Below are 21,189 nucleotides of genomic sequence, written 5' to 3' on the forward strand. Positions count from 1 at the left end.
CGTAACGCGGATACAGAGCCGCCGCTGTGATCTATGCCCTGCAGTGGATGGGGCTTCCTGTAATAATGCCCATTGCATACACCAAGGCATTTTCAAGACATGGATCTAAATCCACGCGGCCTTTTGTCGGCGTTGCTGCCCTTCACCGACGACACCCGTCTGCTTTCGCTGCATCTCGACGCTGGTAGCCCTGCGACTGGCGCTCTGCTGGTCCGGCGCGTGCAGGGGCGCGAGGCGGTCTCCGAATGCGGCAGCTTTGAAGTCGAGTGCTATGCCTTGGATGCTGGGATCGAGGCCAAGCAACTGTTGGGACGGCGCCTGAGCGTCTCGCTCAATGGTGCGGCGGGAGGCGAGCGCTGGTTCAACGGCATTGTGACCAAGGCCGCGCCGCGCGAAGCGGACGGCGGACGTCGGCGGTATGTGCTCACAATCGCCCCGGCGCTTGCGCTGCTGGGCATTCCTCGCAGCAGCTGGATCTATCAGGAGCTTTCCGTTCCGGACATTCTGGACGCCGAGCTTTCGCGCTGGCAGGCGAAGATTGCCGACTTGCAGTGGCGCTTCGATCTCGTCGGTGAGTATCCGGTTCGTAGTTACACGGCCTCGTATGCCGAAAGCCCGTTGGCCTTCATCGAACGGCTATGTGCCGAGGAAGGCATCGGCTACCGGATCGAGCACCTACCGGTGAGCGGTACGCTGGTCGGTCAAACGCGCGTGGTGTTCTTCGATCGCAGCGATACGCTCCCTACCAATGCTCAGGCCACGACGCGCTTTCATCGCGCCGCCGTCACTGAAGCTGCCGATACGATCGATCGATGGGAGAGTGAATCGCGCTTCGTCCCAGGCGAAGTCACCCTGGCAAGTTGGGAATACAAAGGCGCCAGCACACAATCCGCCTCGGAAGGGACTGCCTTTGAACACGGCGCTGCGCGCCAACTGATTGCCGCACTGGAAGACTACGCACCGCAAGCCCAGTACTACGGATCGGGCACGGAAGATCTGCGTCGTTACACCCGCTTGCGCATGGAGGCGTTAGAAGCGCAAGCGAAGACCCGCTTTGGTGAAGGCTCGGTGCGCAGCTTCATCCCCGGTACTGTCACAGCGATCACCGGACACTACGACGGTCTTCTTGGTGCGATTACAAACGCGGTCAGCGGGGGTAGCCAGGACGACAGTTACCTGTTGCTCTCCGTCGAGCATGATGCGCGTAACAACCTGCCGAAAGAGTTCCTGGACGCGCCCACCCTCGAAAAGCGCTCTGATCTTGCAGGGGTTGTAACCGAGGTCGGCTTTGAGCCGGGCTACCGCAACGCTTTCACCGCGATCCGTCAGTCTGTTACTTGGCGCCCGGCGTTCGACCATATACGCTTCACCAAACCGACCGCGCCGAGTCTACAAACCGCACTGGTGGTCGGATCATCCGGCAACGAGATCGACGTCGACGAACTGGGTCGCGTGCTGGTGTGCTTTCACTGGGACCGCAATCGCACCAATACCTGTCGCTTGCGTGTGAGCAACGCGATTGCCGGAAGCGGCTGGGGCATGCAAACCCTCCCTCGCATCGGTCAGGAAGTTCTGATCGGCTTCATCGAAGGGGACATCGATCGACCGATGGTGATCGGCAGTGTTCACAACGGTGCCAATCAGCCCCCGCGCTTCTCCCATGTCGGCGCGCTCCCGGAAAACCGCGCGCTTTCCGGCTACAAGAGCGCCGAACTCGGGGGCGGTCGCTACAACCAGTGGCTTGCGGACGATACCCCTGGTGAAATCAGCTTCAAGCTGCAGAGCGAACATGCCTACAGCGAAGTGAACCTTGGTTACCTTACCGGCGCGCGCATCAACGGCAAGGCGACACCGAGGGGTGAGGGGGCCGAACTGCGTTCAGACAAGATGACGGCCGTGCGCGGTGCGCAAGGGGTGTTGGTCTCCGCCGAGCCGCAGACGAAGGCCGGGGGCGCCCATCTCTCGCGTGACACCCTCGCCGGGCAACTGGACGCAGCACAGGCGCTAGTGAGCAAAGCCAGCGAACTGGCCGGCACCCATCAAGCGGGTGAAACCGACACCAAGGCGCAGGAGGCGTTGATCCAGCGCGTCAAAGACTGGGAGATCGGTAGCAACACCACCAAGGGCAGCCCCACAGGTACGGCAGCACAACCGATCGTCGCGATCAGTGGCCCAGCCGGCGTAGTGGTGGGCTCACCGGAGAGCACAACGCTCGCGACGGGCCATGTACTCAACCTCAGCAGCGGCCTGCATACCCAAGTCAATGCTGGACGCTCAATTCGCATGCGTGCGCTTGATGGACTGAGCCTCTTCACGCAGCAGAGCGGGATCCAGCAGATCGCAGGCAAAGGCAAGATTCAGATTCAGGCGCAGGACGGCGAGACGGAGCTCTCCGCCGCAAAGGACGTTCACATCTACTCTGCCGGCGGACACGTGCTTGTCGAGGCGCCGAACACCCTGACGCTCCGTGTCGGAGGCGCGCAACTCACGCTCAACGCGAGCGGCGTCACGATTGAGACTGCTGGCAGCTTCAACGTGAAAGCATCGAGTTTCAACTTTGGCGGTGGTGGCAACGCCTCGGTCAGCCTGCCTGACATGCCGCACAGCGCGCTCAAAACCGATGAGAAGTTCCATCTGAAATTTCCCAACGGCGAACCGATGGGCAACCTCAAAGCCGAGGTCAAAACCGCATCGGGTGAGGTGCTGTGGTCCGGACGAACCGATGCCAGCGGCGCCACGGGTCTGGCCACCAAGAATCTACCTGAAGCCATTCACGTCGCCTTCCTGCCTGACTGAGTCCCATGAACGAACCGCTACGCCGCGTCGCACTCACCTTCGACGATAACTTCAATCCGCTCTCGCGCTCGGCGCTCAGCGCGAGCGACTTTACCTGTCGTGCCATGGCGGTCTGGCCAGCTCGCATGCCGATTCCCGTGATCTTCATTCCGGGAATCATGGGGTCTAATTTGATCGACAAGCAGGATAAGCCGGCATGGCGACCGCCGAATGGCGGTTCAGAAAAGATTGGGGAACTCAAGGCACGCGTCCGACAAAAGCCGGAGGAGCGCCAAAAACAACTCAACCCCGAGACAGTCAAAGTGTGGAACCGGACGGAATCGGTGAAGTTGGGTACTGACTATCCAGCCCTCGACAGTGCTGAAGCAGGTCGGCGTTACTGGGGAGAGGTTTTTGCAGACGGCTACTTGCCCTTCTTGCGCATCCTCGAAGATCGCCTGAATTATCCGTTTGAGGACATCTCCGGCAAAAATCCCGATGCCCCCAAACGTGCACCGGCATGGGATGAGACCATCGCCGGCGATCAGCCGCATCCCTGGACGCCGATCACCGGCTTTGAAGCGCTCACCGACGGCGAGTTCGCCAGCCGTTTCGGCAAGGTCTACTTCCCCGTCTTCGCCTGCGGCTACAACTGGCTCAAGAGTAATGAAGACTCGGCCGATCTCGTGGTGAAAAGGGTTGAAGAAGTCATCGCCCGTATTTCCAAGAGCTGCTACTTCAAGAAACCCGAGAAGGTCATCCTGGTGACCCACTCGATGGGCGGGCTCGTGGCGCGACGCGCCGCACAAAAGCTCGGCGACAAGGTGCTCGGCGTCGTGCACGGCGTCATGCCGACTGAAGGCGCGCCAGTGACCTACCGGCGCTTCAAGGCCGGCACCGAAGCCTCATGGGATGGCCTCGGGGGCTGGCTAGGCAATCTCGGTGCAGCTGCCGTGCTCGGCTGGGACGCGGCCGACATCACGTGTGTGATGGCCAACGCGTCTGGCCCGCTGGAACTGCTACCAACCAAACGCTACCCGCCGGGCTGGCTTAAGGTGACCGACGGCAAGAAGACCATCGAGCTACCCAAGGCCAGTGGCAATCCTTACAGCGACATCTACGGCAGGAGCACAAACGAATGCTGGTGGGGGATGGTCGATCCAGAATTGATTGATCCGGCGAAGTTGCTTCCAGCTTTGACAAAGCTGAAGTCACACGACTTCTTCCTCAAGAACCTTGAAAAGGCCGAGAACTTTCACGACACGATCGCGGGTTACTGCCACGATAGGACCTACGCTCATTATGGCGATGACCCGAAGCAGCCGAGTTTCGTGAGCGTGACTTGGCGAACGAACGGAGACCTATCGAGCTTCACTGACGAAGACGTGCTGACCGCCCAGAGGGGCGACGTTGATCTTCTCGGTCCGACTCAAGCCAAGATCGGCAAAACCTCCGTACGCTTCAAACTGGAGGGCAAGGATGGACCAGGCGACGGCACCGTGCCGGCGCCTTCGGGGCACGCCGTTTCCGATCTTGACGGCATCCGCACGGTGTTTCGGCTGCAAGGACTCAAGCTCGAACATGCCGATAGCTACAAGAACAGCACGGTGCACAACACGGTGCTCTATGCCATCGGCAAGATCGCCCAACACCTCCCCCTCAACAGCGACGGGACCACGGGATGACCCGCATCGATCACAGCCGATCCAAGCTCCTCCGCGCAGCCCTCTTGGCTTTCGCGCTGATTGGAGTCGTGCCAGCAGTTGCTCAAGGCGCCAGCAAGGACAGGATACCCATGACCGAAACCACCGCCCCCAAGGGATTTCGCACGCACTGCGTCGGGCGCTACCTCATCGACCTACCAGAGACAGCAGACATACGGTTCTTCACCGTCGACTACGACTGGATGCGCGTATCGGTGAAACCCGCGACTAGGTCAAGTTATTTGGGTGAAGCGAAGACGCTCGAAGATCGTCTGCGCGCCACTCCGCACAAGAAGGACCCAAGCCTTCTACGTCTTGTGGATCGAGATCGCGACGAGAACTCAATCGTATTTGTTCATTGGGAAAAGTCGTTCTCAAGCCACACGAGCAAGGTCGAAGGCTTTGTGTGGAACAACGGAACTCAATTGTCAGTCAGTGGAGAGGTCAGTCAAGACAAGGCAAATGTAGGTCTCACTGACGCAAAAAGGGCGCTTGCGGATTTCCGCCCTCGCGCGCCCGACGAAATCCCAACCGAACCCGGATTTTGCATCGACGGCGGCTACTTCGTCGGCGTGCCAGAGGCCAATCAGGAAGAGGCTTCGATCCGGCTGACGCTCAAGGATCATCCCGACGTGTGGATCGATATCACTACCGACACGATCGGCAAGGAGCAGGTTGTCGACGCTGGGCTGCTGGCGCGCGTCGACAAGGGTATGTCGGTACCGCTGCCGCTCGATATCCTGAACGAACTTGCGAAGGTTCGCACGCTGCGTCGCGGTCAGCATCCCGTGGGGCCGGTCAGAGCAGAGGAATTGTTGGAAGCCATGCCGAACAAGACCGGCCGGTATGCTCACCAGTTTCGCTGGGAGGCCTTTGGAGAGCGCGCGCAGACACTGGCGCCGTCCATCGTGGTCGAGTTTGGGTCTGGCAAGAACAAAACCGGTGACGAGGACAGCGGCCAACCGTCCCTGACCGACGAGCAGGCCATCGCGCTGTTCGACGCCATCGTGAATTCGATCCGTCTGCGTCCGACGGCGCCGGCAAAGACATCCGCCAACGAACCGCCCCCCACTCCACTTGGCGGACTCGCTGCCACCGGACGCATTTGCCCGCAAACCGGTTGGTGGGAATGTGCGGACGAAGGTCGCATCGCCGGCAGCCGGCGCCAGTTCTTCCGAGCTGGTGAAGTGCTGCCCAAGGTCACGCAGGAAGGCGAACCAAGCTTCATGCAACGCCTCAAGGGTGAAGTGCCAACGCACCGCGCGGCAACGGTGTGGAAGCTCGTGGACTACAACGAATCCGGCCTCACGGCCGAAGCGCCGACTGACGCGTCGAGAGCTTAGGCCGGCACATGCGAACCCTCAGCGCCGTCGTCTGGCGAATCTTCGCCGTGATTGTCATCCTCGTTGCAGGAAACGCCTGCGTGAGCGAGGTCGCCGCAGCAGATAAAGCTCAACAGAAGCGCGCAGCCTGCTTTGGCCGGTTCCTGATCGACTTGCCCGACGGTGCGGAGCCTGCAGGGTTGATCACCGACTACCGGTTTGGGCAGATCAAGTCCGAGCCAACGACACTCGACGCGCAGGCATTTGCCAAGAAGATGAAGGATTGGGAACAACAGCTTCGCGTCGGACACGATCGCCATGGTGACATCTACGTCCAGACTCGAATGGCGGGAGAAGGCGACTCCTATTTGTTCGAGCTCAAGCAGGAGCTGCTACTTGGTCCGTCTAACGGGTTCGACGCCTACAAGTGGGATAAGGGCATCGTCTTTTCGATTCGGCAATCTGGATTGCTACCAGACAAGTTGGAAGCGCTGTTCCAAGAGATCCAAACCGAACTGCTACCAAGTCTGCACGCCCGGACGACCGATGCCGTACCTGAAGTGCCAGGGCTTTGCATTCGAGACGGATTCATCGACAGTGATGGCAGTGAGCGCACTCTCGAAGCTGTCCAGCTTCAATTGTCCTTCAAGCGCTGGCCGGATCTTGCAGTCACAGTCCGCAGTTCGACCGTCCATGCGCCGGAACCATCACTCCTGGAGCGCATGAAGCGCGGACCCGTGCCAGCGATCCTTCGCTCGGCAGTGGCATCGATCAAGCGTGTCCGGGAAGGTCGACATAATGTTGGCCCGATAACCGGAGAGGAGTCCCTTGAGATGTACCCGTCGGATCACGGGTTCAAGACACATGAGTTCCGGTGGGAATCGCACTTCGCACTGAATGACCCGTTCAAGCCAATGCTGGTCGTAGAGCTCTCGACGGGTCGCGGTAACAATGACAAGGCACCGACGATCAGCGAGAAGGAGGCGGTTGAACTCTTCGACAGCATCGTCAATTCAATCCGTCTGCGGCCTGCCGGCCCTGCAAAAATCTCGGCTGTAGAACCTCCGCGGACGCCGTTGGGCGAGTTGGCCGCTATCGGCCGCACGTGCCCCCAAACCGGAATGTGGCGCTCGGAAGAATGTGAAGAGCAACGATTCGTGGCAGGAAAAATCATGCCGCGAACTCTCGTCACCGGCAGTTCGTCGCTATGGCAGAAGCTGCGCGGTGATGTTGGTCAAGTAAAGATCGCGACGGTCTGGACGCTCGTTGCTTACGACGCGCCGCAGTCGATTGCGTCCAACGAATCAGCTCCCACGGACGCCAATGGCGCGTCCTCCAAGGATCAGGGCTGATGCCACGCGTGATCCGCCTCAACGACCCGACCGATCATGGCGGAAACGTGGTCGGCGCGAACGGAACCTATCTCGTGATGGGACTGCCAGTGGCTCGTGTGGGTGATGTCTGCACTTGTCCCAAGAAGGGCCACGACGGCTGCACGATCATCGAAGGCGATCCCAACTTTGTCGTCGACGGTCGCGCAGTGGCCTTCGAAGGCCACAAGACCAGCTGCGGCGCTGAGTTGATTGCGACGCTTGGAACGTTCACCAACGGCTGAGCCATGAGAACGGTCGACGGTCTTCCTGACTGGTTTTGCGTGGCATTCGCCCACCTCGCACCAGACGACTTCGCGACAGTGTCCGCGCTCTGGAAGTCGGAACCCGCACTGCGAACTGTCGCCTTACTCATCGATACGCTGCATCCGTCGCGTCATCGGCACACGCGTTGCCCGTGCTGCGGTCACGTGGGCGCTCGGTGGCACAGCAGCTATAGCGATGCGATGCGCAACCGTTGCGAGGCCTGCGGCAAATCCTTCACGAACACCGTCGGAACACCGTTCTTTCGCGTGCATGAGCGCAATTGGCCTGCGCTCTACGGCACGCTGGTCGTGCTATGGGGGCCATGGACGCCCGTGCAGGCGTGGCGCATCGCAGGCTGTACCGACGCCAAACAACTGGCTGACTTTCGTCGCAGACTGGCGCCCCTCTTTGAACAACTGCCGGACGACACACTTCTTGCAAGCCGTGCTGCTTATCGACTCGGCTTCACCCCGAACCAACAAGGAGTCCTTTGCTTGCGCTGCGGTGGTCGCGACATCGTTTATCGCAAGCGCGGGAACCATGCCAATCCAACCTTTGCGTGCCTGAACTGCCGGTATCAGTTCCAGCTCCATGCCTCGCGACGGCACATGCTTCCGCTCGATGAGTCAGTGAGGTGCCCCGACTGCTCCGGTCGAGCGCTCAACCGCTCCTTCATCGATACGTGCGGCCGGCAGCATTACCGCTGTCGCGATTGCAAACGCAATTTCGTTACGCAACCCAGAAAGCGCCATCCGTCGCAGGGCGGCGGGCTGGGCGTTCAATAACGCCCGGACGGCCCGGAATCGGGCAGGGCGGGGCGAGAGTAGGCTTCTGCCACAGTACGCAGGGCCGGTAGCTTCGCTGCACGGTCATCCGGGTTGTCGAGCGATTCCATCTCCGCCTTGAGTCATTGGCGTTGTAAAGTGCAACGCATCCAGACGGCTGTTCTGTCGCCACCCCTATTGCCTCAGGTAACTCGATGCCTTCAACCTTCGCGCATTCAAACCACTTTTCAAGCGATGCGATCGAAAGCGTCCTGCGCTTGCAGAAAGCCGCAGCACGACAATTTCCGAAGGCCGCCAGAGAAATGACCGAGACGATACGGCTGATGCGTTCTGCGGAGAAGTTCAATCTTCCTGATGACGGCTTGCTTCTGGATTTGAAGTCATACCGGCCAGAGTTTGAGCCAATGTTGATGCTGCCCTATCCGCTTGTAACCTTGGAATTTTCGGTCAAAACGCCCCCAGAAAGGGGCGCACTTCCGTCGTCGAAGCGAATTGTCCTCGCGTGGACGCAGGATGCTGATACCACCTTCAAGATGCCAAGCGCTCCCGCGCGGTCGATCTATTTCACCCAAGTTTGGTTTGATGACGAGCAAGGCGAGTGGGAGCCATCGCCGGTGGTGTGGGGCTTCGATCCTGGCGAACTTGATATTACCGACGGAAACTTCGCGGTAACTGGGTTTCACCACTTTCCTTGCCATCCAGAGCCCTACGAACGATTTGACGAGCAATCGCTGAACCAAGATTTGCAGAGCGCTGCCACGCCGCTATTTGAGTTTTGCCTGACGATTAACTGCGAAAACATCGAGTCGGAACTGGTCGTGCCGCCAGAAAAGTTGGGGGCGAAGCGCAAAAAGAACGGCCGCGAGCCTTTCTATAGCTATCACGTACTCCGCATTCCGGTCGCCCAGAGCAGCGAGACTGCTATAGACGGATCTTCGCTTGCCGATCGAAACTCCCCGAGAGCGCACTGGCGCCGAGGCCACCTAAGGCGACTATCAACGGGCAAGGTAGTCTGGGTGAGGCACACAATCGTTGGAACGGCTGAACTCGGGAGAGTGGAGAAGTCCTATCTGCTAGAGAAGTAATATCGCGGCTCGTTGTCAGAGGTCTTGCGTTTCACAGAAGAAGCTGCGGCTGGTTCAGTGCGCTGACTGCGGAAACGCTGACAAAAAGCGAACGCAGCGAGGGTCTTGGCGCCTTGGCTGATGCAGCGAAGCAATCTGCCGAACGCGCAGGTGCGGCAATCGACGATGCACTCGATTTTGTTGAAGTGAGCAACAAACGCATCGCAGCGCTTGAAGAGCAAGCTAAGCGCAGATCAGACTGAGAGCTTGAAAAGCTACCCGGCGTCTACCTACTATGAGCGTTTCGCGTCAGCGGCGCCAGGGTTGTGTGAAAAAACCTATGAAAATCAAAGTGGTGCGGGTGATAGGACTCGAACCTACACGCCTTGCGGCGCCAGAACCTAAATCTGGTGCGTCTACCAATTTCGCCACACCCGCACGAGTGTGTTTGAGGGCGCGCAGTATAGCCTATTGCAGGGGCTCAGGCTGCTGCTGCGCGCCTCTTGGGCTGGGTGCGCTTATGCGGAAAGCGCCTCGCCCTTGTGGGCGTGGATGATCTGCATCAGCTGCGAAAAGACTTTCGGCGTGCCGGCGACGATGTTGCCGGTGTTGAAGTAATCGGCATCGCCAGCGAAGTCACTGACCAATCCGCCGGCCTCCTGCACCATCAGCGCTGCGGCAGCGAAGTCCCACGGTGCGAGGCCGATTTCGAAGAAGGCGTCGAAGCGGCCGCAGGCGACGTAGGCCAGGTCGAGCGAGGCGGAGCCGGGGCGGCGCAGGCCTGCGGTTTTCTCTGTCAGCTCGCGGAAAATCTTGATGTAGGCGTCGGCGTGCGCGAACGAGCGGTAGGGGAATCCGGTGCCGACCAGCGAATCCGAGAGGCGGATGCGCTTTGATACGCGGATGCGTCGATCGTTCAGGAAGGCGCCGCGGCCGCGCGATGCGGTGAAGAGTTCGTTGCGCGTCGGGTCGTACACCACGCCGTGATGCACCACGCCGGCCTGGGCGTAGGCAATCGAGACGGCATACTGCGGGAAACCGTGGATGAAGTTGGTGGTGCCATCGAGAGGATCAATGATCCACTGGTGCTCGCTGTCGCCGAGGCTGCCGGACTCCTCTGCTAGAATTGCGTGGTCCGGATAGGCTTCCCGGATTGTCTCGATGATCGTTTGCTCTGCGGCCCGATCGACTTCCGTGACGAATTCGTTGGGCTGTTTTGTTTGGACTTCGAGTTGGTCGAGGTCCATCGAGGCGCGGTTGATGATGCTAGCCGCGCGGCGCGCTGCCTTGACTGCGATGGTGAGCGTCGGGTGCATGAAGTGCGTCTGCCTTGCTGCGGCGAATGCCGCCTGGTCGTGGGTTTGCCGGTATCAGCAAACCTTTCGAAATCGGAAAACCCTACATTCTACTATGACTGAGCCTTTGGCGCTGAGCCGCATTCGTGTCGTGCTATCGCGCCCGAGCCATCCGGGCAATATCGGCGCGGCGGCGCGGGCGATGAAGACCATGGGCTTGAACCAGCTCGTGCTGGTTTCGCCCAAGCGTTTTCCCGATGCAGAGGCCACCGCACGGGCCTCTGGCGCAGTTGATGTGCTTGAGGCTGCACGGGTGGTGGATTCGCTGGAAGCGGCGCTTGAAGGGACCGTGCTCGCTGCCGCGCTGACCTCGCGTATTCGCGAGATGTGTGCCGCGCCACGCTGGGCGAGCGAGGTGTCGCGGGAACTGCTTGCGCACGCCGAGCAGGGGGATGTGGCCGTGGTGTTCGGCAATGAGACGTTTGGACTGTCGAACGAAGAGGTGATGCTCTGCCAGCGTGCCGTCACCATCCCGGCAAATGCGGAGTATGCGTCGCTCAATCTCGGTGCTGCGGTTCAGGTGATTGCCTACGAGTTGCGCCGCTCTGCGCTTGAGGGGCGACTTGCGTCGATGCCGCAGTCGCTTGGTGAGCTTGCACCGCATGATGATGTCGAGCGCCTGATCGCGCATTTCGAGCGTGCAATGACTGCGAGCGGGTTTATGGATCCGGCCAAGCCCAGACGCCTTATGCCCAGGCTTAGGCGTCTCTTCGGGCGGGCCGGTGTTGAGCGGGAAGAGGTGGCGATTCTGCGTGGCATGCTCGCCAGCTTCGAAGCGATAGTTGACCAAAAAACTAGGGATTAATACGATTCCCTGCCCGAGCCGTATTCCTTTTACTCCCGACCTGGAAGCACCTCATGTTTGCGCGATTGCGTGAAGATATTGCCAGCGTTCTAGCACGTGACCCTGCGGCCCGATCACGCTGGGAGGTGCTGACCTGTTACCCGGGTGTACATGCCCTGATCTACCACCGCATCTCTAACGCCTTGTGGCGTCGTAACTGGTACTGGCTGGCGCGCTTTGTGTCGCATTTCTCTCGCTGGCTCACTGGCATTGAGATTCATCCCGGCGCGACGATCGGTCGCCGGGTCTTTATCGACCACGGGATGGGGGTCGTGATTGGCGAGACCGCCGACATTGGCGACGATTGCACCATCTATCAGGGCGTGACCCTGGGCGGGACGTCGCTTTACCGCGGCGCGAAGCGGCATCCGACGCTCGAAGCGGGCGTCGTGATCGGGGCGGGTGCGCAGGTGCTTGGCGGTTTCACGGTGGGGGCGGGCGCGAAGGTCGGTTCCAATGCGGTGGTGGTGAAACCGGTACCGCCCGGCGCGACCGCGGTGGGGAATCCGGCGCGCATCATCGAAACCGCGCGGGAGCAGGCCCGTGAAGAGAAGGCCATGGAAATGGGTTTCTCTGCCTACGGCGTGACGCAGAACATGGACGACCCGGTGGCCAAGGCTTTGCATGGCTTGCTTGATCACGCGGTTGAGACCGATAGGCGCTTTGACGTGCTGCTCGCGAAGCTCAAGGCCGCCGGTGTGGATGTGGATGGTGGTCTTGCGGCGTGTGACCGCTTCGACCCCGGCCAGCTATCAAAGATGGTGGATTGAACGCGCCGCTTAATGTTGACTGATTTAATCGGGAATTGTATTCTTGAGTAAATCAATCAACTATTGATGCCGGTTGGGCGCGATTTCCGCGAACCCGGCTTCATGCGGGGCTGAGCAATGAGACTGACAACCAAGGGGCGCTTTGCGGTAACGGCGATGATTGACCTCGCTTTGCGCGAAGGCGACGGGCCGGTCACCTTGTCGGGCATCAGTGAGCGTCAGCGGATTTCGCTGTCCTACCTTGAACAGCTGTTCGGTAAATTGCGCCGGCACAATCTGGTTGCGAGCGTGCGCGGCCCGGGTGGTGGCTACTGCTTGTCGCGCCCGGCGCCGGACATCTCGGTGGCAGACATCATTATCGCGGTGGATGAACCGCTTGATGCCACACAGTGCGGTGGCAAAGAGAATTGCCAGGACGAGCATCGCTGCATGACGCACGATCTCTGGACAAATCTGAACAAGCGGATGTACGAGTACCTGCATTCGGTCAATCTGGGCGGTCTGGTCGCTCAGCAGCGTGCCAAGGCCGAAGGCAAGGTCGTGATGCACGATGAGCGTGCATGCCTTGGCAAAGCCAAGACCAAGCTGAAGTCCGAGGCGATTGCTTCGGCCTGATGCCGATCATGTTTGCGCCGACCTACCTCGACTTCAACGCCACCACGCCGCTTGACGCGCGGGTGCGTGAGGCGATGCTCCCTTACCTTGAGGCGCGTTTCGGCAATGCGTCGAGCCGGCACGAGTACGGTCGACAGGCGAGGGCTGCAATTGATCTGGCGCGGCAGCAGGTTGCGGCAGCAGCGGGTGCGCATCCGACCGAGGTGGTGTTCACCGCCGGTGGGTCTGAGGCGAACAACTTGTTTATCAAAGGCGCCGCCGCCCTGATCAAGCCGGGCACGGTGGTGGTCGGCGCGACGGAGCATCCCTGTGTGCGAGAGCCTGCGCGGCAGTTGGCGCGGGCCGGCTGGCAGATGTCGGTTGCCGCGGTGGATGCGGCTGGTCAGATCGATTCCGTTGCGTTTTCCGCGGCGATGGCCTTGCGACCCAAGCTCGTATCGGTGATGGCGGCCAATAACGAGACGGGCGTGTTGCAGAACATTGTCGCGCTGGCTGCGCAGGCGCGTGCCGCCGGGGCGTGGTTTCACACCGATGCCGTGCAGACCCTGGGCAAGGTGCCGGTGAGTTTTCGCGACTGGGGCGTGGGCGCGATGACGCTCTCGTCGCACAAGATTCGCGGACCGATCGGTGCGGGCGCACTGGTGCTGGATAAGCGGATTGAACTCGCGCCGCTGATTGCCGGCGGCGGGCAGGAGCGCGGCTTGCGCTCGGGTACCGAGAACGTCGCTGCAATCGTTGGGTTCGGGCGTGCTTGCGAGTTGGCGGTGGCTGACCTGGCCCAACGTGGCCGGGCGCTAGCAAGCCTGCGAAACAAGCTTGAGGCAAGCCTGGCCGCGCGTGGTGCGCGGATTTTCGGCGCGCAGGCGCCGCGGCTGCCGAATACCGCTTTCTTCGCCTTTGAGCATGTCGATGGCGAGACGCTGGTGGCCAAGCTTGATCGTGCGGGGTTTGCGGTAGCCAGTGGATCGGCCTGTTCAAGCGCAGATCCACGCCCGTCCGCGACGCTGCTGGCGATGGGCGTGGAAGAACAGATTGCACGTGGCGCCGTCCGGGTGAGCCTGGGTGACGAAACGACGGATGAAGATGTCGAGCGCTTCCTTACTGCGCTCGGCGAAACGCTGGCGAATTTGAGAACGTTCTCGGCTGTAACGGTCTGAGTATCTGAGAGATGCGGGTGACGCCCGCCTGGAGTCGACACAATGCTGAAGTTCCCGATCTACCTTGACTACTCCGCGACAACGCCGGTTGATCCGCGTGTTGCTGCGAAGATGATTCCTTACCTGACCGAGCATTTCGGCAACCCCGCCAGCCGCTCGCACGCCTACGGTTGGGAGGCTGAGCGCGCGGTCGAAGAGGCGCGCGAGCAGGTGGCTGCGCTGGTGAATGCCGACGCCAAGGAGATCATCTGGACCTCTGGTGCGACGGAGTCCAACAACCTCGCGATCAAGGGGGCAGCCCACTTCTACGCCGGTAAGGGCAAGCACCTGATCACCGTGAAGACCGAGCACAAGGCGGTGCTGGACACCACCCGCGAGCTGGAGCGCCAGGGCTTCGAGGTGACCTATCTTGATGTGCAGGATAACGGCCTGATTGACCTTGATACCTTCAAGGCGGCACTGCGCCCCGATACGATCGTCGTATCGGTGATGTTCGTGAACAACGAGATCGGCGTGATCCAGCCGATCGCCGAGATTGGCGAGATCTGCCGCGAGCGCGGGATCATCTTCCATGTCGACGCGGCGCAGGCAACCGGCAAAGTCGAGATCGACCTTGAAAAACTCAAGGTCGACCTGATGTCCTTCTCAGCGCACAAAACGTACGGCCCGAAGGGAATTGGCGCGCTGTATGTACGTCGCAAGCCGCGCGTGCGGCTCGAAGCACAGATGCACGGCGGTGGCCATGAGCGTGGCCTGCGTTCCGGCACGCTTGCGACGCATCAGATTGTTGGCATGGGCGAGGCGTTCCGGACTGCACGTGAAGACATGGCGGCGGACAATGCGCGCATCGCCAAGCTGCGTGATCGGCTGATGAACGGTTTGGCGGATATCGAGGCGACCTATGTGAATGGGGATCTCGTGCATCGCGTGCCGCACAACCTGAACATCAGCTTCGCCTACGTTGAAGGCGAGTCGATGATCATGGCGGTGAAGGATCTGGCGGTGTCGTCGGGCTCTGCCTGTACCTCCGCCTCGTTGGAGCCTTCCTACGTGCTGCGCGCGCTGGGTCGCAATGATGAGCTGGCACACAGCTCGATCCGGTTCACGATCGGCCGTTTCACGACTGAAGAAGAGATCGACTACACGATCGATCTGTTGCACAAGAAGATCGGCAAGCTCCGTGAGCTGTCCCCGCTGTGGGAAATGGTTCAGGAAGGCGTTGATCTGAATACGGTCCAGTGGGCCGCGCACTGACGAATACTGAGGAGCACCAAAATGGCCTATAGCGAAAAGGTTCTGGATCACTACGAGCATCCGCGCAACGTCGGATCCTTCGGCAAGACTGAAGCCGATGTCGGCACCGGCATGGTGGGCGCGCCGGCCTGTGGCGACGTGATGAAGCTGCAGATCAAGGTCAACCCGGAAACTGGCGTGATTGAAGACGCCAAGTTCAAGACTTACGGATGTGGCTCGGCAATTGCTTCATCGTCGCTTGTGACCGAGTGGGTCAAGGGCAAGACGCTGGATCAGGCGCTCGACATCCGCAATACGCTGATCGCTGAAGAGCTCGCGCTGCCACCGGTTAAAATCCACTGTTCAATCCTGGCAGAGGACGCGATCAAGGCCGCGGTAGAGGACTACCGCCAGAAGCAGGCCGAGGCGTCCGCCAAAGCTGACTGAGGGAATCATGGCTGTCACCTTGTCTGAAAGCGCTGCAAAGCACGTGGCCAACTTCCTGAGCCGTCGCGGCAAGGGGGTCGGGATTCGCCTGGGTGTGAAGACCACCGGCTGTTCCGGCATGGCCTACAAGCTCGAATACGCGGACGAAGCGCAGGGCGAGGACCTCGTATTCGAGAGCTTTGGCGTGAAGGTACTCGTCGACCCCAAGAGCCTGCCGTATATTGATGGAACCGAGCTCGATTTTGTGCGTGAGGGGCTCAACGAAGGTTTCAAGTTCAACAACCCGAACGTCAAGGATCAGTGCGGTTGCGGCGAAAGCTTCAACGTCTGAGTCTGATCTGCACGCCTGGCATGACGCCGCCGCGGCGCTTGAGTGCGTGCGGCGGCGTTGGCTTTACTGAATTCGATGAACGCATCTAACGCCTTCGGCGACTACTTCGCATTGTTCGGTTTGCCGCGCCGTTTTGCGGTAGATCCCACAGTGCTCGAATCGGCCTACCTCGATGTGCAGGCAAAGATTCACCCCGACCGTTTTTCGCACATGCCGGAAAACGAACGCAGGGTGGCAATGCAGTGGGCTTCGCATGCGAACGAGGGTTACCGCGTGCTCAGGCGAGCGGTGCCGCGTGCGCGCTACCTGTTGCACCTGGCGGGCATCGATCCGCAAATCGAATCGAACACCGCGATGCCGGCCGATTTCCTGATGCGGCAGATGCTCTTGCGCGAAGCGGTTGAAGAGGCGCAGGACGATGCAGACGTGGAAGCGCTCGACGGCTTGTTGCGTGAGTTGCGGCGCGACGCCCGTGCGATGGAGCAACAGCTCGCCGGCGATTTTGACGAGCATGGCGACCTGATCGCGGCGACCGCGCGGGTGCGCCAATTGATGTTCCTTGAGCGGCTGCAGGAAGACATCGGCAGTGCGCTGGAAACTCTGGAAAACTGATGGCTCTTCTACAGATTGCTGAACCCGGCCAGTCGGCCGCGCCGCACGAGCATCGGCTCGCGGTGGGGATTGACCTTGGCACCACCCATTCTCTGGTGGCTACCGTGCGGCACAGTCTGCCCGAGTGCCTGCCGGGCGAGCAGTGCGGCATCCTGCTGCCCTCGATCGTGCGTTATCTGCCCGATGGCAGCGTGGCCGTGGGCAAGGAAGCGGCTGAACATCAAGCCACCGACTCGCAGAACACGATTGTTTCGGTAAAGCGCTTCATGGGCCGGGGGCTTGATGACCTGGAAGCCGGCGCGCGCAAGCAGTACGACTTCGTTGATGCCGAAGGGATGGTGCGGATCAACACCCGCGCCGGCGTCAAGAGCCCGGTTGAGGTCTCGGCCGAAATCCTCAAAGTCTTGCGCCAGCGCGCGGAAAGCCGTCTGGGCGGCGAGCTGGTTGGCGCGGTGATCACTGTTCCGGCCTACTTTGACGACGCGCAGCGCCAGGCCACCAAAGACGCCGCACGGCTTGCCGGGCTGAACGTGCTGCGCCTGCTCAACGAGCCGACTGCGGCGGCGATCGCCTACGGCCTCGACAACGAAACCGAAGGCATCTATGCCGTCTTCGATCTGGGCGGGGGCACTTTCGATTTCTCGGTGCTCAAACTATCGAGAGGGGTGTTCGAGGTGCTGGCCACCAGTGGCGATGCTGCACTGGGTGGCGACGATTTCGATCAGGCGCTTGCAACCTGGCTACGGGCGCAAGGCGCTGCCGACGAGCTTTCGCCGGAAGACGCCCGTGCCGTGCTGGTGGAATGCCGCCGCGTCAAGGAAGTGCTCTCGCGCAAGGATGCTGAAGTTGCGAGCGTCGCGCTAACCAACGGTAGCACGCTATCGGCAGAAGTCACCCGTGCGCAGTTCGAAGCGCTGACCGCAAAGCTGGTCGCCAAGACGCTGACGCCGGTGCGCAAGGCGCTGCGTGACGCCAACCTTTCGGTTGAAGATGTGCACGGCGTCGTGCTGGTCGGCGGTGCAACGCGCATGCCGCAGATTCGTGAGGCGGTCGCCCAGCACTTTGGCGATGAACCGCTGACCGATATCGATCCGGACAAAGTGGTCGCGATCGGCGCTGCGATCCAAGCCAATGTACTGGCCGGCAACCGGCGTGAGGAAGACGATTGGCTGCTGCTGGACGTGATTCCGCTTTCGCTTGGCATCGAAACGATGGGCGGCTTGGTCGAAAAGATCGTGACCCGCAACTCCACGATCCCGACCGCAAAAGCGCAGGAGTTCACCACCTACAAGGATGGCCAGACCGCGATGGCGATCCACGTTGTGCAGGGGGAGCGCGAACTGGTGCGGGATTGCCGCTCGCTCGGGCGCTTCGAGTTGCGCGGCATCCCCCCCATGGCGGCCGGGGCAGCCCGGATCAGGGTCACCTTCCAGGTCGATGCCGATGGCTTGCTGTCGGTCGCCGCGCGCGAATTGTCGTCGGGCGTCGAGGCTTCCATCGTCGTCAAGCCCTCGTATGGGCTGTCTGATGACGAAGTTGCCGGAATGCTGCGCGCGGGATTTGAACATGCGGATGAAGATATGCGTCTGCGTGCATTGCGCGAGCAACAGGTTGAAGCGCAACGCATGGTGGAATCGGTCCAGTCCGCGCTGGATGTCGACGGTGACCTGCTTGACGCGCCAGAGCGTGCCGAAATCGAAGCCGCACTGGCCGCTTTGAGCGGTTTGATTGCGGGTAACGACGGACGCGCCATCAAGAGCGCGCTCGAAGGCATCAACAAACTGACCGAAACCTTCGCCGCGCGCCGCATGGACAAAACGATCCGCGCCGCATTGGCCGGGCAGAAGCTCAGTGACCTGAAGGTTTGAAGAAATGACTCAAGTGATCGTGTTGCCGCATGTTGAACTCTGCCCGGAAGGGACGGTGCTCGATGCGGCCGAAGGCGAATCCATTTGCGACGCCCTGCTGCATGCCGGCATCGAAATCGAGCATGCTTGTGAGAAGTCGTGCGCATGCACCACTTGTCATGTGGTGGTGCGTGAAGGGTTCAATACGCTTGAGCCCGCCGAAGAAATTGAAGAAGACCTGCTCGACAAGGCCTGGGGCCTTGAGCCTTGCTCGCGGCTCTCGTGCCAGGCAATGGTTGGCAAGACGCCGCTGGTGGTAGAGATCCCGCGCTACACCATCAACATGGCCAGGGAGGGAAAGCGATGAAATGGACGGACGTACGCGAAATCGCAATCGCGCTGACCGAGCATCACCCGGATGCCGATCCGCTGAAAGTGAATTTCGTTGATCTGATGAACTGGGTGATCGCCTTGCCTGGCTTCGACGACGACCCCAAGCGCTGTGGCGAGAAGATTCTCGAAGCGATCCAGGGTACCTGGATTGACGAAGCCGATTGAACTGCCCGCCTGCCGGAGAACACGATGACCGCATCTATCCTGAGTTTCGAGAGCCGTACCCTTGATGGAAAGCCGCTGAATCTTGCCGACTATGCTGGCAAGGTGCTGTTGATCGTCAATACCGCGAGTAATTGCGGCTTCACGCCGCAGTACGCGGGGCTTGAGGCGCTACATCGCAAGTTCGCCTCGCGCGGGCTGGTCGTGCTGGGCTTTCCCTGCAACCAGTTCGGAGGCCAGGAGCCCGGCAGTGAAGTCGAGATCGGTGCCTTCTGCGAGAAGAACTACGGCGTTTCCTTCCCGGTTTCCGAGAAAGTGGATGTGAACGGTGACGACGCACACCCGCTTTTCAAATACCTTACGAAAGAAGCGCCGGGCTTGCTGGGCACCACGGCGATCAAGTGGAACTTCACCAAGTTTCTCGTCGGGCGGGACGGCGAGGTGGTAGAGCGCTTCGCACCCGCAACCAAGCCTGAAGACATGGAGTCGGCGATCGAGAAATTGCTCGGCTGAAACATGCTGCGCGTGTGGCATGGCAAAACGGCGACCCTGGGGTCGCCGTTCTTGTTTTTGCTGTAGCGGGCCTTGCCGTTCAGGAAAGCGGCGTTTCGGCCGGTTCGTTCAAAGACAGCCAGTACATGCCGAGTTGGCCAACGGTGTAAATGAAGCGTTCGAAGTCGACCGGCTTGCGGATATAACTGTTCGCACCCAAGGCGTAGGCGTCGCGGATATCCTGCTGCTCGCGCGATGTTGTCAGCACCACCACCGGTAGCTGTGCGGTGCGCGCATCGCCACGGATCCGCCGCAGTACCTCAAGGCCATCGATACGGGGTAGTTTCAGATCCAGCAGTACCACCGCAGGCATCTGGCTGAGGTCACGATTGAGGTGACGCCCGGTCCCGAACAGGTAATCGAGCGCTTCGACGCCGTCACGGGCGACGACCACGGGGTTGGCAATCCGGTTTTTCGTGAAGGCGCGCAGTGTAAGCGCTTCGTCGTCAGGGTTGTCCTCGACGAGCAGAATCGGTCGATCGGTAGTCATTGTGTGTAACGGGTCGCGGTTTCGGGGGCTCGCAAAGCAATACCTTGCACGCTCGTTTGGATGAAACCGGCGTCGGCGCGCATTTCCAAGGAGTCTAGCCCACTGTGGAATGCGCGTCGACGTGTCGCTTTTTGGGGACGCCCGGCTTACTGCGGGAGGTCTTCCCGATGGACCAGGAATACGCCGTCATCCGCGCCTGCGGTGTTGAGCCAGGTGAGCGGCAGATCGGGCCATGCTGCTTCGACCAGATGGCGGTTATGCCCGACTTCCACCGCGAGCAGACCACCCGGATTCAGGTGCGCATGGGCCTGCGCAATGATCTGCCGCACGACGTCCAGCCCGTCTTCGCCCGAACCAAGTGCCATGGCGGGCTCGTGGCGGTACTCGGGCGGCAGGGCGTCCATCGAGGCTTGCGTGACGTAGGGCGGATTGCTGATGATCAGATCGTAGCGACGCCCATTGAGCGCTGAGAAAACGTCTGACTTCAGCAACTCGATCTGCTCATCCATGCCGTAGTCGGCGACATTGGTTCGGGCCACTTCAAGCGCGGCGTCAGAGAGATCGACCGCATCGATCTTCGCGTTCGGGAAGACATGGGCCATCACGATCGCAAGGCAGCCGCTGCCGGTGCAAAGATCGAGCGCACTACCCACGGCTTCGGCATCCTGGACCCAGGGCGAAAAGCCGTCCTGCAGCAGTTCGCCAAAGTACGAGCGCGGCACGATCACGCGCTCGTCCACCTTGAAACGGAACTCGCCCAGCCAGGCTTCACCGGTCAGGTAGGCGGCCGGCTTGCGTGAGGTGACACGCTCGTCGATGACCGCGAGCACTTCGCTGCGTTCGTTTGACGGGATGCAGGCGTCAAGAAACGGGTCGAGGCGATCAAGCGGCAGATGCAAGGTGCGCAGGATCAGGTAGGCCGCCTCGTCGAATGCGTCGGCCGTGCCATGCCCGAAAACCAGGCCGGCGCGATTGAACTGCGACACTGCAAAACGCAGCAGATCGCGGACGGTGACCAGCTCGTCGCGCGGATCGTGCGCGTGCTCGTGTTCGCACTGCTCGTCGTCGCAGTGCTGGTGATCGTGACTCATTTTA

At 60.7% G+C, this 21,189-nt stretch carries 23 protein-coding genes and 1 tRNA gene; 20 read left to right on the forward strand and 4 right to left on the reverse strand.

What is annotated here, in order from left to right:
• Positions 1–99 precede the first annotated feature (99 nt).
• The 8 genes from OPU71_RS10350 (at position 100) to OPU71_RS10385 (ending at position 9,549) form a co-directional block, all read left to right on the forward strand.
• Positions 100–2,796, forward strand: a complete 2,697-nt coding sequence (locus tag OPU71_RS10350; RefSeq protein WP_267727884.1) for a type VI secretion system Vgr family protein — start codon at positions 100–102, stop codon at positions 2,794–2,796.
• 5 nt (positions 2,797–2,801) lie between these two features.
• Positions 2,802–4,460 carry an esterase/lipase family protein gene (locus tag OPU71_RS10355; protein ID WP_267727885.1) on the forward strand — a complete coding sequence of 553 codons (1,659 nt, stop codon included), beginning with the start codon at positions 2,802–2,804 and terminating at the stop codon, positions 4,458–4,460.
• Positions 4,457–5,821, forward strand: coding sequence for a T6SS immunity protein Tli4 family protein (locus OPU71_RS10360; protein ID WP_267727886.1), 1,365 nt, complete (start codon positions 4,457–4,459; stop codon positions 5,819–5,821). The genes OPU71_RS10355 and OPU71_RS10360 overlap by 4 nt, the downstream gene beginning before the upstream one ends.
• An 8-nt stretch (positions 5,822–5,829) precedes the next feature.
• Positions 5,830–7,152, forward strand: coding sequence for a T6SS immunity protein Tli4 family protein (locus OPU71_RS10365; RefSeq protein ID WP_267727887.1), 1,323 nt, complete (start codon positions 5,830–5,832; stop codon positions 7,150–7,152).
• Positions 7,152–7,415 carry a PAAR domain-containing protein gene (locus tag OPU71_RS10370; RefSeq protein WP_267727888.1) on the forward strand — a complete coding sequence of 88 codons (264 nt, stop codon included), beginning with the start codon at positions 7,152–7,154 and terminating at the stop codon, positions 7,413–7,415. The genes OPU71_RS10365 and OPU71_RS10370 overlap by 1 nt, the downstream gene beginning before the upstream one ends.
• A 3-nt stretch (positions 7,416–7,418) precedes the next feature.
• A complete protein-coding gene (locus OPU71_RS10375; protein WP_267727889.1) occupies positions 7,419–8,222 on the forward strand; it encodes a hypothetical protein in 804 nt (267 codons plus the stop codon).
• Between the two features lie 194 nt (positions 8,223–8,416).
• Complete coding sequence (locus OPU71_RS10380) at positions 8,417–9,307, forward strand: hypothetical protein (protein WP_267727891.1); 891 nt, start codon at positions 8,417–8,419, stop codon at positions 9,305–9,307.
• Between the two features lie 113 nt (positions 9,308–9,420).
• Positions 9,421–9,549 carry a hypothetical protein gene (locus OPU71_RS10385; RefSeq protein ID WP_267727892.1) on the forward strand — a complete coding sequence of 43 codons (129 nt, stop codon included), beginning with the start codon at positions 9,421–9,423 and terminating at the stop codon, positions 9,547–9,549.
• A gap of 90 nt (positions 9,550–9,639) precedes the next feature.
• On the opposite strand, the gene OPU71_RS10390 is transcribed toward OPU71_RS10385, so the two are convergent.
• Positions 9,640–9,724 (reverse strand) — tRNA-Leu (locus tag OPU71_RS10390).
• Between the two features lie 80 nt (positions 9,725–9,804).
• Positions 9,805–10,602 carry an inositol monophosphatase family protein gene (locus OPU71_RS10395; protein ID WP_267727893.1) on the reverse strand — a complete coding sequence of 266 codons (798 nt, stop codon included), beginning with the start codon at positions 10,600–10,602 and terminating at the stop codon, positions 9,805–9,807.
• Between the two features lie 94 nt (positions 10,603–10,696).
• Between OPU71_RS10395 and OPU71_RS10400 the strand changes: the two genes are divergently transcribed.
• The 12 genes from OPU71_RS10400 (at position 10,697) to OPU71_RS10455 (ending at position 19,565) form a co-directional block, all read left to right on the forward strand.
• Positions 10,697–11,446 carry an RNA methyltransferase gene (locus OPU71_RS10400; protein WP_267727894.1) on the forward strand — a complete coding sequence of 250 codons (750 nt, stop codon included), beginning with the start codon at positions 10,697–10,699 and terminating at the stop codon, positions 11,444–11,446.
• A 53-nt stretch (positions 11,447–11,499) separates the two neighbouring features.
• Complete coding sequence (gene cysE / locus OPU71_RS10405) at positions 11,500–12,255, forward strand: serine O-acetyltransferase (protein ID WP_267727895.1); 756 nt, start codon at positions 11,500–11,502, stop codon at positions 12,253–12,255.
• 117 nt (positions 12,256–12,372) lie between these two features.
• A complete protein-coding gene (gene iscR, locus OPU71_RS10410) occupies positions 12,373–12,870 on the forward strand; it encodes a Fe-S cluster assembly transcriptional regulator IscR (RefSeq protein WP_267727896.1) in 498 nt (165 codons plus the stop codon).
• Positions 12,871–12,878: 8 nt separating this feature from the next.
• Positions 12,879–14,027 (forward strand): cysteine desulfurase family protein, encoded by a 1,149-nt coding sequence (locus OPU71_RS10415; RefSeq protein WP_267727897.1) that lies wholly within the window; start codon positions 12,879–12,881, stop codon positions 14,025–14,027.
• Positions 14,028–14,072: 45 nt separating this feature from the next.
• On the forward strand, positions 14,073–15,281 hold the full coding sequence (locus OPU71_RS10420) for an IscS subfamily cysteine desulfurase (protein ID WP_267727992.1): 1,209 nt from the start codon (positions 14,073–14,075) through the stop codon (positions 15,279–15,281).
• A 21-nt stretch (positions 15,282–15,302) separates the two neighbouring features.
• Positions 15,303–15,707 (forward strand): Fe-S cluster assembly scaffold IscU, encoded by a 405-nt coding sequence (iscU, locus tag OPU71_RS10425; RefSeq protein ID WP_267727898.1) that lies wholly within the window; start codon positions 15,303–15,305, stop codon positions 15,705–15,707.
• A gap of 7 nt (positions 15,708–15,714) precedes the next feature.
• Positions 15,715–16,038 (forward strand): iron-sulfur cluster assembly protein IscA, encoded by a 324-nt coding sequence (gene iscA / locus OPU71_RS10430; protein WP_267727899.1) that lies wholly within the window; start codon positions 15,715–15,717, stop codon positions 16,036–16,038.
• Positions 16,039–16,113: 75 nt separating this feature from the next.
• Entirely contained in the window at positions 16,114–16,650 is a 537-nt protein-coding gene (gene hscB / locus OPU71_RS10435) for a Fe-S protein assembly co-chaperone HscB (protein ID WP_267727900.1), read from the forward strand.
• On the forward strand, positions 16,650–18,518 hold the full coding sequence (gene hscA / locus OPU71_RS10440) for a Fe-S protein assembly chaperone HscA (protein ID WP_267727901.1): 1,869 nt from the start codon (positions 16,650–16,652) through the stop codon (positions 18,516–18,518). Before hscB ends, hscA begins: the two co-directional genes overlap by 1 nt.
• A 4-nt stretch (positions 18,519–18,522) precedes the next feature.
• Positions 18,523–18,864, forward strand: coding sequence for an ISC system 2Fe-2S type ferredoxin (fdx, locus tag OPU71_RS10445; RefSeq protein ID WP_267727902.1), 342 nt, complete (start codon positions 18,523–18,525; stop codon positions 18,862–18,864).
• Positions 18,861–19,055, forward strand: coding sequence for a Fe-S cluster assembly protein IscX (gene iscX, locus OPU71_RS10450; protein WP_267727903.1), 195 nt, complete (start codon positions 18,861–18,863; stop codon positions 19,053–19,055). Before fdx ends, iscX begins: the two co-directional genes overlap by 4 nt.
• 24 nt (positions 19,056–19,079) lie before the next feature.
• On the forward strand, positions 19,080–19,565 hold the full coding sequence (locus OPU71_RS10455) for a glutathione peroxidase (protein ID WP_267727904.1): 486 nt from the start codon (positions 19,080–19,082) through the stop codon (positions 19,563–19,565).
• A 79-nt stretch (positions 19,566–19,644) separates the two neighbouring features.
• Here OPU71_RS10455 and OPU71_RS10460 read toward each other — a convergent pair whose 3' ends face one another.
• Positions 19,645–20,094, reverse strand: coding sequence for a response regulator (locus tag OPU71_RS10460; RefSeq protein ID WP_267727905.1), 450 nt, complete (start codon positions 20,092–20,094; stop codon positions 19,645–19,647).
• Between the two features lie 146 nt (positions 20,095–20,240).
• Positions 20,241–21,185 carry a 50S ribosomal protein L3 N(5)-glutamine methyltransferase gene (prmB, locus tag OPU71_RS10465; protein ID WP_267727906.1) on the reverse strand — a complete coding sequence of 315 codons (945 nt, stop codon included), beginning with the start codon at positions 21,183–21,185 and terminating at the stop codon, positions 20,241–20,243.
• Positions 21,186–21,189: the final 4 nt, after the last annotated feature.

The organism is Niveibacterium sp. 24ML, assembly GCF_026586805.1.
Classification (GTDB): Bacteria; Pseudomonadota; Gammaproteobacteria; order Burkholderiales; family Rhodocyclaceae; genus Niveibacterium.